General features: G+C 33.5%; 15 protein-coding genes. 7 read left to right on the top strand and 8 right to left on the bottom strand.

All coding sequences use genetic code 11. The annotated features are described in order from the left end of the window. Positions 1–20 precede the first annotated feature (20 nt). From nhaC to CLV33_RS16450, 5 genes are all read left to right on the top strand, one after another. Complete coding sequence (gene nhaC / locus CLV33_RS16430; protein ID WP_105474792.1) at positions 21–1490, top strand: Na+/H+ antiporter NhaC; 1470 nt, start codon at positions 21–23, stop codon at positions 1488–1490. Positions 1491–1705: 215 nt separating this feature from the next. Beyond that, the gene (locus CLV33_RS16435; RefSeq protein ID WP_042244615.1) at positions 1706–2350 is read left to right on the top strand and encodes a peroxiredoxin; all 645 of its coding nucleotides are present in this window, start codon (positions 1706–1708) and stop codon (positions 2348–2350) included. 83 nt (positions 2351–2433) lie between these two features. Continuing rightward, positions 2434–2748 (top strand): thioredoxin family protein, encoded by a 315-nt coding sequence (locus CLV33_RS16440; protein WP_042244613.1) that lies wholly within the window; start codon positions 2434–2436, stop codon positions 2746–2748. Continuing rightward, positions 2729–2986 carry a DUF6952 family protein gene (locus tag CLV33_RS16445; protein ID WP_042244611.1) on the top strand — a complete coding sequence of 86 codons (258 nt, stop codon included), beginning with the start codon at positions 2729–2731 and terminating at the stop codon, positions 2984–2986. Before CLV33_RS16440 ends, CLV33_RS16445 begins: the two co-directional genes overlap by 20 nt. A gap of 167 nt (positions 2987–3153) precedes the next feature. Continuing rightward, complete coding sequence (locus tag CLV33_RS16450; protein ID WP_105474793.1) at positions 3154–3663, top strand: DUF3124 domain-containing protein; 510 nt, start codon at positions 3154–3156, stop codon at positions 3661–3663. A gap of 64 nt (positions 3664–3727) precedes the next feature. Here CLV33_RS16450 and CLV33_RS16455 read toward each other — a convergent pair whose 3' ends face one another. The 3 genes from CLV33_RS16455 to CLV33_RS16465 are packed head-to-tail and all read right to left on the bottom strand — an operon-like array spanning position 3728 to position 5185. Then, on the bottom strand, positions 3728–4198 hold the full coding sequence (locus tag CLV33_RS16455; RefSeq protein WP_105474794.1) for an ankyrin repeat domain-containing protein: 471 nt from the start codon (positions 4196–4198) through the stop codon (positions 3728–3730). A gap of 5 nt (positions 4199–4203) precedes the next feature. Then, positions 4204–4584, bottom strand: coding sequence for a RidA family protein (locus CLV33_RS16460; RefSeq protein ID WP_105474795.1), 381 nt, complete (start codon positions 4582–4584; stop codon positions 4204–4206). Between the two features lie 16 nt (positions 4585–4600). After that, positions 4601–5185: a DUF4202 domain-containing protein gene (locus CLV33_RS16465; protein WP_105474820.1), complete on the bottom strand. Its 585-nt coding sequence runs from the start codon at positions 5183–5185 to the stop codon at positions 4601–4603. 292 nt (positions 5186–5477) lie between these two features. Here CLV33_RS16465 and CLV33_RS16470 point away from each other — a divergent pair, with 292 nt between their 5' ends. Beyond that, on the top strand, positions 5478–6017 hold the full coding sequence (locus CLV33_RS16470) for a fasciclin domain-containing protein (RefSeq protein ID WP_042244606.1): 540 nt from the start codon (positions 5478–5480) through the stop codon (positions 6015–6017). Positions 6018–6088: 71 nt separating this feature from the next. Here CLV33_RS16470 and CLV33_RS16475 read toward each other — a convergent pair whose 3' ends face one another. The 4 genes from CLV33_RS16475 to tilS all read right to left on the bottom strand — a co-directional run bounded on the left by CLV33_RS16475 (position 6089) and on the right by tilS (position 12465). After that, entirely contained in the window at positions 6089–8392 is a 2304-nt protein-coding gene (locus CLV33_RS16475) for an FdhF/YdeP family oxidoreductase (RefSeq protein ID WP_105474796.1), read from the bottom strand. A 93-nt stretch (positions 8393–8485) separates the two neighbouring features. Further along, positions 8486–9442, bottom strand: coding sequence for a YheT family hydrolase (locus CLV33_RS16480; protein WP_105474797.1), 957 nt, complete (start codon positions 9440–9442; stop codon positions 8486–8488). Positions 9443–9485: 43 nt separating this feature from the next. Next, entirely contained in the window at positions 9486–11105 is a 1620-nt protein-coding gene (gene ade, locus CLV33_RS16485) for an adenine deaminase (RefSeq protein ID WP_105474798.1), read from the bottom strand. Between the two features lie 46 nt (positions 11106–11151). Next, positions 11152–12465, bottom strand: coding sequence for a tRNA lysidine(34) synthetase TilS (gene tilS / locus CLV33_RS16490; RefSeq protein WP_105474799.1), 1314 nt, complete (start codon positions 12463–12465; stop codon positions 11152–11154). Between the two features lie 315 nt (positions 12466–12780). Between tilS and CLV33_RS16495 the strand changes: the two genes are divergently transcribed. After that, a complete protein-coding gene (locus CLV33_RS16495) occupies positions 12781–13473 on the top strand; it encodes a hypothetical protein (RefSeq protein ID WP_105474800.1) in 693 nt (230 codons plus the stop codon). Here CLV33_RS16495 and pabB read toward each other — a convergent pair. Then, entirely contained in the window at positions 13470–14762 is a 1293-nt protein-coding gene (pabB, locus tag CLV33_RS16500; RefSeq protein WP_105474801.1) for an aminodeoxychorismate synthase component I, read from the bottom strand. The genes CLV33_RS16495 and pabB overlap by 4 nt on opposite strands. Between the last annotated feature and the right edge of the window lie 65 nt (positions 14763–14827).

Here is a 14827-nt window from a genome sequence, read left to right on the forward strand (position 1 = left end):
TACGTATCAAAAAATTCTAGATGAAAGACGACAAGAATATCTCCGATTTTAAAGCCAATAACCAAAATATTGTAGAAAATAAAGCACTTAATTTTTTTGAAGCATTAATTCCTGTTATTCTATTAATGGGACTCTTATTTTACAATATAGTGTTTGCAGATGGCGAACTTTTAGGAACATATTCTAATCAATTTATACTATTAATTGGAGGCGCCATAGCTGCCTTTGTTGGTTTTTTTAATAAGGTTTCCTTACAGCTTATGCTAACTGAAATTTGGGAAAACCTAAAAAGTGTATTTGTGCCTATACTAATTCTATTTTTGGTAGGTGCACTCGCAGGTACATGGCTTATTAGCGGAGTAATTCCAGCTATGGTTTATTATGGCTTACAGGTATTAAGTCCTGCTATTTTTTTACCAGCTTCAGTTGTTATTTCAGCTATAATTTCTATTGCTACAGGAAGTTCTTGGACAACCTCTGCAACCGTTGGTATAGCCCTAGTAGGCATAGGTACTGCTCTGGGCATTAACCCAGGCATGATTGCAGGTGCTGTTATCTCTGGCGCCTATTTTGGTGATAAAATGTCGCCACTAAGCGATACCACCAATTTAGCACCAGCAATGGCAGGTACAGATTTATTTACTCATATTAGATATATGACCATAACAACAGTACCAACAATTTTAGTAACACTGGTTGTTTTTGCTATTATAAGCGCCACTATCGACACCTCCGGAAGTGCAGATGTTAGTAATTTGCTACAAACAATTGATGCTACCTTTAACATTACACCATGGCTGTTTTTAGTACCAATAATAGTAATTGCACTAATTTTAATGAAAACCAAACCGTTAGTTGCATTAGCTACAGGCGTTATTATTGCAGCTATTTTTGCATTTATATTTCAAACTGAAGTATTGAACAACTTAGGTAATTCTAAACTATCAACAGTTATTACTTCTATTTTTACAGACACGCAGATTTCTACTAATAATGAAAAACTAAATGAATTATTTTCATCTGGTGGTATGGAAGGTATGCTGTGGACAATCTTTCTTATTGTTTGTGCTATGATATTTGGAGGTATTATGGATGGCATTGGCGCACTATCTAGAATCACCGAAGCCTTACTTTCTGTAGCCACCTCTGTTTTTGGGTTATTTGCAAGTACTGTAATAAGTTGTTTAGGCTTAAATGCCATAGCTTCCGATCAATATCTAGCCATAGTAATTCCTGGGAAAATGTTTAAAAAAGCTTTTGAAGATAAAGGTCTTGCTCCAGAAAATCTTAGTAGAACACTCGAAGATTCTGGTACAGTAACGTCAGTCCTTATTCCCTGGAATACTTGTGGCGCCTACCAGTCTGGAGTTTTAGGAGTTGGTGTTGGCGAGTATTTCTTTTATGCCATTTTTAATTGGATGAGCCCGTTTACAACCCTAATTTTTGCTGCCTTACGCATTAAAATAAAACAACTTTCAAATTCCAAATAAGAATACCCCAACACTTTTTCGTTCAATTTATAAGTTTCATAATTTTAGTAGTTAATTTTTGCTCAATTCTTAAAAACAAGCACCACTTTTTAGAGCGATACAGAAATACTATTCTTAAATAAAATTTAATAATTACAATCTATATATACAGCCGTAATGATATGTTAGTTTTGCATTGAAATTAAAATAATATTTAAACTTTAAAACACAATTATATGGCATTTGTAGGGAAAAAATTTCCAGATTTAAACGTAGACGCAATGAACGAAATGGGCGATACTTTTAAATTAAACGTTTTAGAAGAAGCAGTAAACAACAAGAAAAAAGTAGTACTGTTTTGGTATCCAAAAGATTTTACTTTTGTGTGCCCAACAGAATTACACGCATTTCAAGCAGCATTAGCCGAATTTGAAAAACGCAACACCATTGTTATTGGTGCATCTTGTGATACGCCTGAGGTACACTTTGCATGGTTAAATACAGCTAAAGATAATGGTGGTATAGAAGGTGTAACATACCCAATATTAGCAGATTCTAACCGAAATTTAGCTTCTACTTTAGGTATTTTAGACATTACAAACGAAACCTTTAATGAAGAGACTGGTATTGTAACTGTAGAAGGCGATAATGTTACTTACAGAGCTACATACATTATAGATGAAGACGGCATTGTACAACACGAAAGCATCAATAACATGCCTTTAGGCAGAAATGTTGGTGAGTACTTACGTTTGGTAGACGCCTTAACACATGTGCAGGAAAAAGGAGAAGTTTGTCCTGCAAACTGGGAAGAAGGTAAAGACGCTATGAACGCAAATAGAGATGGTGTAGCACAGTATTTAGCAACACACGCCAACTAAAATCCCAAATTTTAGGCTCTAAATCCCAAGAGTTATGTCTTAGGATTTGGAACCTATTTTTTTAAACTTTAAAACAATTACTTATGTTAAAAGAATTAGATCAAGACAATTTACAAAGCTTAGTAGCAGAAAACGATACCGTAGTAGTACAATACTCAGCTACATGGTGTGGCAATTGCCGTATTATGAAACCAAAGGTAAAAAAATTAGCCTCTGAGTTAGAAGACGTAACTTTTGTAATTGCCGATGCCGAAAAATTCCCTGAGTCTAGAAAGCTGGCAACGGTAGACAATCTACCAACTTTTGCTACTTTTAAAAATGGTAGTTTTGTAAACCAAGTACAAACCAATAAGTTTGATGTTTTAAAAGATTTAGTAAATGAAGTTACCAGTAATTAAGCATCTCACTAATTTTATAGAAGACAACGACGAGGATTTTGTTGTTGAAACTATTGAAACCCTAGAAGCCTTAACCGAAGTGCCATCTTTAAAAGATGAAGAATTAGATGTAATTGGAGAATTGATCTCTAACATGTATGGCGCTATTGAAGTGCATAAAATGACCAAAGATGGTACACCAAAAAAAGACGCTCTAAATAGTTTTATGGGACGCGTTATGGGATCTATAGATACATAATTGAAAAAGGAAAATTTGTTTCATAAAACCATCTCTGTTTAGGGATGGTTTTTTTATTGTAACTGCTTGATATTGTTTAAAATTTCAGTTACATTCGTTTACCACAGCACAACTAAAAATTATTACAACTCATTATACTGAAAAGTTACTATACACATTTAATTAAAATGAAAATAAAGTATTTAGTCATTATTACAACCATATTTTTTTTAAGTTGTAACAAAGAAAAAGAAATTAGCTCTATAAATCCAGAAAATTGGTCTAAACGCGCTGTAAAGCTATCACCAAAAGACTCTCTTGAATTTGGAAAATCCTATCTATCTGTTTACTCTCAAATTTATAGTATAACAGAACACAGAACTCACAATCTAACTTCCATGGTAAGTATGAGAAATACTAGTGAACTAGATACAATTTACCTGTTAAGAGCAGAATATTATGATACCCACGGAAAATCGGTTAGAACATATTTTAATACTCCAATTTTTTTGGCTCCTATGGAAACAACAGAAATAATAATTGATGAAATTGATGTTTCTGGAGGAACTGGTTCTAATTTTATTATTGAATGGAAAATACCTAAAGATTGTCCCGAGCCTTTGTTTGAGGCAGTAATGACCTCTACTATGGGGCAACAAGGCTTATCCTTTACAACACAAGCTAAACGAGTAAAGTAAAACTATTCAGAATTAAACCTTTTGCTAACCATAGCCTAAAAACCTATTAAACAAAATAAAAATATCACTTTAATAAATCAACAACATCAGTAAATCCTTTATTCTTTGCATACTCTAAAGCTAACTTTCCTTTATTATCTTTAATGGCAGTATCTGCATTGTGGCTTAAGAGTAATTCTACCATTTTTGTTTGTCCGTACATTGCGGCAAAAATTAAAGGCGTATAGCCTAAATTATTTTGCGCATTAATAGTTGCTCCATATTTAAGCAACAATTGTGCTAAGTGTATATTCCCTTTAAATGCAACGCCTATAAGCGCTGTGTTTCCAGAAGCATCTGTAGCATTAACAGGTGCTTTATGGCTTAAAAGCGTTTCTACTATATCAATTTTATCAAAATAAGCGGCAAAAATTAGTGGAGTAAAACCTCTAGCATCTTTTGTGCTAACTAATTCTGGATGTAACTTTAATAAATGTTCTATCTGGTTTTTATCTCCAGATTGTATCGCACCAAAAAATCGCGTAGCATATTCCATATATTTTAATGTTTTAGGGCAGTTACCTGAATTTCAATTTTCATTTTATCATCAGCCAAACCAGCTGAAAACATGGTAGCTGCGGGTTTAATATCTCCAAAATAGCGTTTTAAAACTGGCCAACACGTTTTAAATTCGTTCGCATCAGGCAAAATATAGGTTATCCTAACAATATCTAACAAAGTAGCATTTGCCTTTTCTAAAGTTGTTTTGATATTTAGTATACATTGTTCGGTTTGCTCAACTATGTCATCACTAATCGTCATGTTCCCATAATTATATCCTGTAGTTCCCGAAATAAATATCCAATTGTCTTGAACAACAGCTCTAGAGTAGCCTATTTCCCTTTCAAAAGTAGACCCCGAACTTATTAATTTTCTTGTCATATTGGTGCTATTAAAATTAAGAAAGTGCCGAATGGATTAGTTTTGTACTTCGTTCTGAGAAACTTAATTTTAAAGCCTCGTTCCTACCTCTTTCAGACATTTTTTTCCATGTTTTTTGTAAAATATCTATCACTTTTTCATCAGGATGTTTTTCTGCAAATTCCTCAAAATAGTAATCTAAAAACACCAAACAAATGGTATCTTCTATGGTTTGTGATTCTTCATTTTTCTTTATCCTTTTTTTAAGGATAATATTTCTTATCCTATCAATATATTCAGCATCATAATCCACTTGTTTTAAAATTTCGGTAGTTAAGTCTGCATGCATTTTTTTTAAGGTTTCTCGCCATTTTAAATATCCTACCCTATCCATAGGATATTCATCCCTAGGAATTCGCCATCTACAAATATGTTGTGCTCTCGCTGCAATTTGTAATGCTTTTGAGGCATTGGGCTCAAACTGTAATAACTTTCTAGTCATTCGTTGCGAATACAATAGCTCTTTTGGGTACGCCATACCAGCAACTTGGTAAGTATTAACATCTTCAGAATTTACTTTATCTATTAAGGCTATGGCAGTTTCAAATCGCGTTGGTTTCATGCTTATATCATTCTTATTATAGAAAGCAATATACACATTTCAAGTTTCAATACTAAAGAGATTATTAGAGATTTTTTAGTTCGCATTACTATCACAATCTAAAAGAAAACATATTCCCTTTTTAGCGATTTAAACTTTAATATAGCTTGTAAAGCAAAATAGCTACATGAGTAAAAAAACAGTCTTAAACTTAGGAAATGCGTTAAAAAAATCATTAATACTGTCAAAAAAAACAACATAACTAACTTATTTTCAAATAGAAACAAATATTAACTTTAAAAATTTAAAAATTATGAAAATTAAAAGCATACTATTAACAGCAATGTTACTTTTTGCTTTTCAACTATCAGCTCAATGGAGCAGTAACGAAGTATTAAACAACATTGAAGCGCCACAAAATTACACAACATTAGAATTGGCACAAATGGATAGAAACCTATCTACATTTACAAATTTGGTGTTCTTATCTGGTTTGGCGCCTTCTATGTTAATGACAGACGACCATACATTGCTAATCCCTACTAATGAAGCCTTTAAAGAAATGTCTGTTGATGACTTTTTACATTTAACAAATCCTAAAAATCGAGCAGATTTGGTACGTTTTGTAACATACCATTTTTTACCCAATAAAGTGATGAAACTTAATTTTGAAGATTCACAAGTAATCGATACACAGGGCGACGAAGAAATTACTGTTTCTGTTGACGAACCTTTTGGAATTACTTATATAGGTAGCGGAAAAATTATTAAAAGTGATATTGAAGCAAAAAATGGTGTAATACATGTAGTTAACAGTGTAATTAAACCTACTGAAGACGTAATATTTAACTAATAATAATTAGTAGCTAAAGTTTAATTAAGCTGGCTAAAGGCAATAAAAAATGCTGCTTTTAGCCAGTTTTTTTATTTATACAATGAAGCTTCTACAGTTATTCTTACACTTTTTGATGCTGGCGTTTTTGCTGTATGAGCAAAACTATCTAAAGGCACTAATACATTGGTTTCTGGAAAATAGGTAGCACAACAGTTTTTAGGAATATCATAACCAACAACCTTAAAATTATTGGCTTCTCGTATAACGCCATTGTACTCAGATTTTAAATTTACAATCTGTTGCTCTTTTAAATTGCGAGTTTTCATATCGGCTCTATTCATAAATATAACGCGGCGTTCGTTAAACACACCTCTGTAACGATCGTTTAAACCATAAATAGTAGTATTAAATTGGTCATGACTACGAATGGTCATCATAATCAATTCCTCATCTTTTAATTTCCAATTTGGCAATTTATTAATACTAAAATTAGCTTTTCCGGTTTTGGTTTTAAATTGTCGTTCCCTAGCTCCATTAGGCAAATAAAACCCAGATGGGTGCTTTAATTTGGTGTTGTAATCTTCAAATCCATTAACAACCTCAGCAATATCATCTCTTACCAATTCGTAATTATCTTTATAGGCTAACCAATTTACTTTAGAGCGGTTTTTTAACGTTGCATCTGCAATACCACATACTACAGCAACTTCACTCAATAAGGCATCTGAACATGGTTCTAATACTCCTTTGGTGGTATGCACAACCCCCATGGAGTTTTCTACGCTTTGTATTTGTACTCCTGTTTTTTGATAATCTTTTTCTGCTCTTCCCAAACAAGGCAAAATCAATGCTTCTTTTCCTGTAACCAAATGCGAACGGTTTAACTTAGTGCTTACGTGAACCGTTAAATTGCAATTAGCTAATGCTTGTGCAGCATAAGCTGTATCTGGAACTGCCGAAATAAAATTACCACCCAAACCAAAAAATACTTTGGCTTTTTGTTCGTACATGGCTTTTATGGCTTCTATAACACTATAACCATGTTTAGGCGATGGTTTAAAACCATATTTAGCTTCAATTTTATCTAAAAAAGCTTGTGGTGCAGATTCCCAAATACCTACGGTTCTATCGCCTTGCACGTTAGAATGTCCGCGTACAGGGCAAGTACCAGCGCCTTCTTTCCCAATACTGCCCTTTAACAACAATAAGTTTACTAATTCGCGAATATTATCAACCGCATTCTCATGCTGTGTTAAGCCCATTGCCCAACAAATAATAATTTTATTGTTATTGAGTATTAAATTGAATACATCATTAAAAATTGCTTCTGAAACCCCTGATGCTTGCAAACATGCCTTAAAATCATAGGTTTTTACATCTGAAATAAAAGCCTCAATCCCAGAGGTATGGGTATTTATAAAAGCTTTATCAAAAACGTTTCCAATAGTTTCTTCTTTTTCAATTAACTTTAACAACAAAGCTTTAAAAAATGCCACGTCTCCATTAATTGTTATTGGTACAAATACATCTGATAATTTTGTACCGCCAGTTAACATTTTTATGGGGTTTTGCGGATTGGTAAATTTCATTAATCCTGCTTCTGGCAAAGGGTTAATAGCTATTATTTTTCCACCATTTTGCTTTGTCTTTTCCAAAGCAGACAACATTCGTGGATGATTTGTTGCTGGATTTTGCCCAACAATCATTACCAGTTCCGCTTTATATAAATCATCTAAAGTTACAGACCCCTTGCCAATGCCTAAGGTTTCTGATAATGCGCTTCCACTCGCTTCGTGGCACATGTTAGAGCAATCTGGTAAATTAGAAGTGCCAAATTCCCTAACAAATAATTGGTATAAAAAGGCTGCCTCGTTAGTAGTTCTTCCTGAGGTATAAAACACTGCTTGGTCTGGGTTATCTAATGCGTTTAAATGCGCACCAACTTTTTTAAAAGCTTCGGCCCATGTAATAGGCTGGTAATGTGTTGCGCCTTTGGGTAAATACATAGGTTCTGATAAACGTCCAGATTTACCAATTTCAAAATCTGATAAATCCGATAGAGCATCAACAGAATTTTTTTTGAAAAAATCGCGATCAATTAAGGTATTCTGCATTTCTTCAGCCATTGCTTTTAATCCGTTTTCACAATATTCGCCTAAAGAAGAACGCTCATCATCTGGATCTGGCCATGCACAACCCGGGCAATCAAACCCTCCTTTTTGATTTAATTTTTTTGATATCTTTAAAATGTTACTGGGTTTAATATATTTAAAGGCATGCGAACTTGCGGCTTTTATTCCTGCAAAACCTGCGGTATTTGTTGGCGGTGTCTTAGTCTTTAAAGTTTTAAAACCTTCAGGTGTTAACGCTTTCTCTGTTGGTGATTTACCCATATTTTAAATATAGTAAATATTAGCTTAAACATAAAAGCGCTTAACTAAGCAGATTTTTTTTAAGAAACACACCTTCTTTATAGCTTAAAAAACTTATTCTCCCAAAACAAATTCTAAAGCCCGCCTTTCGTTATAGTACACATTTTTTTTATGCACAAAACCAGAGTGTCCGCCAAAATTTGGCATTTCTAAATAAAGATTGGCGTTGTTTTTTGCTTCTTTTACTGGGTAACATTCTGGAGATAAAAACGAATCGTTTAGCGCATTTATAATTAAAGATGGGGTTTTTATATTTGGAAGGAATTGAAGACTGGCGCATTTATCATAATAGTCTTCCGCATCTTTAAATCCATGGGCTTTTGATGTGTAAACATTATCAAAATCGTACAATGTTTTTATGGATTTTACATCAGCTTCTTTTAAATATCCAGGAAATCGGCGCTGTTTTTCTTCAAGGCGCTTTACTAAAGGTTTTAAAAACCTATCATGATAGAGTTTATTTTTTAATGCATGCAACTCTTTAGCTGCTCCAGATAAATTACATGGCACAGAAACCGCCACAGCTGCTTTAACTTCGTTTGGTATTACATTACCTTCACCTAAATATTTTAATATAATATTAGCACCAAGGCTAATGCCCTTTAAATAAATATCAGTGTAGTTTTTATTAGTAATGGCATGTTGTATAACCTCAATTAAATCTCCTGTTGCTCCGGAATGATAACTATAGTATTTTAAGTTTTCCTCTCCGCTGCAGCCTCTAAAATTCATACAAACGGCATCTACCCCATTTGCATTAAATAATTTGGCTGCACCCGTTACGTAAGGGCGTTGGCCATGACCTTCTAAACCATGTAGCAAAATAATGAGTTTATTACTTTTTTCTTTTGAATAGCTCCAGTCTAAATCTAAAAAATCTCCGTCTTTTAAAGTAATGCGTTCTCGTTCTTGCTCTAATGTAACGCGTCTTGCCAAACCTGAATACACGGTAGCAACAAATCCGTTTTTAAATAAAAATGGTGGTTTATAGGTAGATTCTAGTATTGGCATATTTTAGTTGACAGTGTCAGTCGCAGTTTTCAGTTGTTAAAGATTATAATTCAAGTGAGACAAATTTAAAATCTTTTCCATTAAACAAACCTTTATCGCTTAGTTTTAATGATGGAATTACCAAAAGCGCCATAAAAGATAGTGTCATGTAAGGTGCGTTTAATGTACTCCCCAACTGTTTTGCAAATGTATTTAATTGGGCATAAGCCTTACCTATGGTTGTTGCATCCTTATCGCTCATAATTCCAGCAACAGGTAGCGGTACTATTTTTTCTTTTGAATCTGAAACAGCACAAATACCGCCTTTGTTTTCTATAATTAAATTTACGGCACTACATATGGCTTCATCTGAGGCACCAACTACTATAATATTATGCGAATCATGACCAACAGATGATGCTATGGCGCCCGCTTTTAAACCAAAATTTTTAATAAATGCTATAGCTGGTGGTTTATTTTCGTAACGATTCACTACCGCCATTTTTAAAATATCATTATTAGTATTTGAAATTAGATTACCATTTTTAATAGTCGCTTTTTCTATTAATTTATTGGTAACCAACTGTCCTTCTAAAGCTTCGATAACCTGGATTTGTGCTGTAGAGGACTCAAACCTAAAATCTGAAACAACTTTCGTTTCACAATTAAAGTTATTAAGGTTTTTAAAAACTACAGGTGCTATTAACGATGTACCATTATTATACACCAATTCGCCATTAATGTAAGTTTTAAGTGTTTTAAAATCTTTTAAGTCTTCAACAACAATTACATCTGCGGCATCACCTACTTGCAGTAAACCTACATCTAAGCCATAATGTTTTACAGGGTTTACACAAGCTGCTTGCAACACTTTAAAAACATCAATTCCTTTTGAAATTGCCCTAGCACAAAGTTGGTTAATATGTCCTAGCATTAAGTCGTCTGGATGCTTATCGTCGCTACAAAACATTATATTTAGAAAATGCTCTGGCAGCAAACCAATTAAAGCCTCGAAATTTTTGGCTGCACTCCCCTCGCGAATTAGAATTTTCATTCCTTTTTGAAGTTTCTCCAAAGCTTCATCATGTGTAAAACACTCATGATCGGTTGAAATTCCTGCATCAATATATTTTGAAATATCATCGCCCATTACTCCTGGTGCATGCCCATCAACAGGCTTTTTATAATGTTTTGCCCAAGCTATTTTTTTTAGCACTTCTTCATCTTCAAATAAAACACCTGGATAATTCATCATTTCTGCAAGGTATTTTATATCTGGATTTTGCAACAATGTTTTAATAGCTTCAGAATCTATAGTTGCACCAGCCGATTCAAAATTTGTAGCAGGCACACAGGAGGGTGCTCCAAAATTGAATTTAAAAGGTACTTTTTTACCATTTTCAATCATAAATTCTACACCTGCAACCCCCAAAACATTAGCTATTTCATGAGGATCTGAAACCGTTGCCACTGTACCGTGTTTAACGGCAATTCTAGCAAACTCTGATGGTACTAGCATAGAACTTTCTATGTGGATGTGTGCATCAATAAAACCTGGTAAAATATAATGATTTACATTGTGCGCTTTTTCTATAACAGATGTAATAATACCGTTTTTAAAAGTAACTTCACCTTTGTAAATACGCTTGTTTTGTATGTCTACGATGTTACCTTGTAGCTTCATATAGTTTTAACTAAATAGATGTCTAATAATGGGCGTTAATAAAAAATTATGACAGTTTAATTTTCAGGATATTCTTAGTATTTTCAGAAACTTTAAAACGCTCATCTGCTCTTCTTTTTACCACCCAAACAATTTTGTCGCCAGAGCAAAGCAACCAAGTATTCTCCTTATCTAAAAGCGATAGTTTTTCATCTTTAAAGTACTTGCTTAGTTTCTTTTTACCCTTCATCCCTATGGGATAAAACACATCTCCTTCCTGTTTTTTTCTTAGAACCAAAGGAAATTTTAATTTGTCCTTATCAACATATATCATAGTGTTATTGGGTTCTAAAACAACATCAGTTTCATTTAAGAACAGTGTCCCGAGTGGTGTTTCTTTCCTTGTTTCGCTCTGCGCTATTAAAATTACCTCATCTGTGTTGGTATTATTTATGGCAGTTAATAATAAATGTTCCCTGTTTTTTATTAAACGATGCGTGTTAGACCAAATTAGCTTTCCCGTTTCGGCATCTAACAAATCTACCACATCATTCCATTCCGTGAATCCAAAATCCTTAAATACCGCAAAGAGATAAGCCTTGGGGTTATTTACCTTTTTAAATTCTGAAATCTTGAATGCTACATGGTTTTCATCCATCGTTACAATAGCACGCTTTAATACCGCATAAGTACTTTCTTCTACGATGTCGGCAGTATCATTTAAATTTTCTAAAGTAGCATGAAAACTTTGCAATAAACTCGGGTTGATTTCCTTTAGAATAGGAACCACTTCGTGCCTTAGTTTATTGCGTAAATATTTAACTGATGTATTACTGCTATCGTCTCGCCATTTTATGTTGTTTTCCTTGGCGTAATGCTCTATATCTTTACTGGAAAATGGTAATAACGGACGCACAAATTTACCGTTAATTTCAGGAATTCCCGTTAAACCATCTAAACCAGTGCCTCTTGTAAAGTTTATTAAAAATGTTTCTAGATTATCATCGGCATGGTGTGCAGTTAAAATACAATCGAATTGTAATTGTTCTGCTAATTCAGAGAACCAATTGTAGCGTAATTCGCGTGCAGCCATTTGTATAGAGCGTTTATTATCTTCAGCATAGGCTTTGGTATCAAACCGTTGCGCAAATACTTCTACATCCAAATATTCTGAAAGCTCTACAACAAAATCCTCATCGGCATCACTTTCATCGTCCCGAAGGTTAAAATTACAATGCGCTAAAGCGATATTCAATTTTATGTTATGGCATAAATGTGTTAAAACTACGCTATCTATTCCACCAGAAATGGCGATAAGTATTTTTGAATGCCTTAAAAAAGGAAGTTTGTTATCTATATGTTTTTCAAAATTCTGAAGCATGCTCAAATTTACGTTTTATTTTAATCTTGTAAAGCAGCCAAAGCGCAAAGTTTTTAGGTTTTATACAACTTGGGTTTAGAGATAAAGTTGGCGGATAAGCGCGCAAGGGATTGCAGCGGCATCCTTTTTTGAAGCATGAAAAAAAGATATAGCGGAAAGCCCGACCCTTTTGGGTTGCGCCATAAAAAACAAAACTGTACGTACAGGTTTGCTATAGTATATAAGTATCTTTTATTAGTTTTTACATGACAAAAATCATAAGTTCATTATAGGGTTTTTGTAACTTTAAAGAACTAATTTTTAAATAAAAAAGCCATGTGTACCATAGATAAATTAACAGATAAAAACACCCAAACGGAATTTAATAAAAAAGTGGTTTCTGCTACGCAACATTTGCAAGCCTACGTAAAGCACAGGCTTTATATTGCAGAGTCTACAAAGATTATACCTAAAAACATGTATAAATCTCATGATATTATAGATGAAGGTATTGCGAAATTTTACGAACAGGGATACAATATTGATGCTGATGCTGCTTCGATTAAAATAGAACTTTTTAAAATTGTAGATACAGATTTAGACGAGCTGTTTAAAAAGGAAGCGTTTCATCAAAACACAATGAGTACGCATTCCATTTTAATAGACGAACTAGATGGCTTAGACGAGGCATTTACTGCCGATGAAGGTTTTGATTTTATTATGAATGAGGAATTAAGTGATATTTCCTACCATCAAGACCACGAGAACAAACAAGTTTTTGTGTACGACGACAAAAATGCCGCGATTGAAAATGCTTTTGAAATTTCTAATATTTCTACCAAGCGCAACAAGCATTTACTAGGCAAATACTACACATGGTTGCCCTTAAAAGTATCGGATATTGTAGATTTATTCGTTTTTGGAAAATTATCATTTGAAGATATTGCAACAATAAAAAATATTGAAGTAAAACGCGTAGAGCGCATTTTAGAGTTGGCTATAGAAGATTTTAAAGAGCATTTAACCTAGTTTTCTAAAACTTCTCGCATAGCTTTTGCTTTTACCAAACATTCCTCGTATTCTTTTTGTGGGTCGCTTTTTGCAGTAATGGCACCACCAACGGAATACGAGATGTATTGTTTTGTGGCGTTGTACAGAATACTTCTAATAACAACGTTAAAATCGAAGTTTCCACTAGGTGTAAAATAACCTATTCCACCAGAATACACACCGCGTTTGGTTTCTTCTAAACCTTCTATAATTTTCATAGCCGAAATTTTAGGTGCACCCGTCATACTTCCCATAGGAAATGTGCTTTTTATTATATCTACAGGATGTGTTTGGGCACTTACTTTTGAAGTAACTGTAGATATCATTTGGTGCACTTGGTCAAACGTGTAAATTTTACACAATTCTTCTACGTTCACACTGCCTTTTAATGCTGTTTTAGATAAATCGTTACGTACCAAATCTACTATCATAATGTTTTCACTACGCTCCTTTTCATCGTTTTGTAATGCAGTTTTTAACTTTAAATCTTCTTCGGGGTTACTAGAACGTTTTGCTGTGCCTTTTATGGGTTGTGAAATAATGCTGTTGTCTTCCTTTTTAATGTAGCGTTCTGGCGATGCACATAAAACATATTTATCGTAAAACTTTACAAATGATGCAAATGGCGGGTTAGAAATAGCATTAAGATTTCTATAGGTTTCTAAAGGATGAATACAAGTATTTTCAGCATAAAACTCCTGACAAAAATTAGCTTCGTAAATATCGCCTCGATGTATGTGGTCTAGTATTTTATTGACTTTAGAGAAATAATCGTCTTTATGGATTCTTAGTTTTATTTTAGTGGTACTACACAGGTTGCCTTGTTGTATTGCCTCGCTTTGATTTATAGCCTGTAAATCCTCGTTAATTTCATCTTCAACACAATTCAAATAGTTAACCTTAAGGGTATTGTCTTTTAAAAGAAAAAGTTTTTTGGGCTGAAAGAAATATAAATCTGGAAACCTTAAACCATCGTAATTTTTAGATGTTAAAGCTTCAATATCATTTTTTAAATCGTAAGAAAGATAGCCAAAAATCCAATCGTTGGTATTGGTTTGGTACTCTTTTAGCTTCTCAAAGCCTGTTTCAGTATCGGTTTGAATACTCGTAAAGGCATCAACAGCTAAAACGGCATCGTAATTAGAAAATTTCTGCTTATAATTATTGGAATCTAGCCAAACCACTTCATCAAACTGCTGCGCCCAAATCAATAGTAGATTTTTAAAAGCTTTTGGGTTGGGAATGTTATAAATTCGTTCTGTTCTCAATAGAAAATAATAAAGTTGCAAAGTTACTTAGAATACTTAAAATTTTAAGATTTTTGTAGCAGTTA

It is taken from the genome of Jejuia pallidilutea, assembly GCF_002973595.1.
GTDB lineage: Bacteria > Bacteroidota > Bacteroidia > Flavobacteriales > Flavobacteriaceae > Jejuia > Jejuia pallidilutea.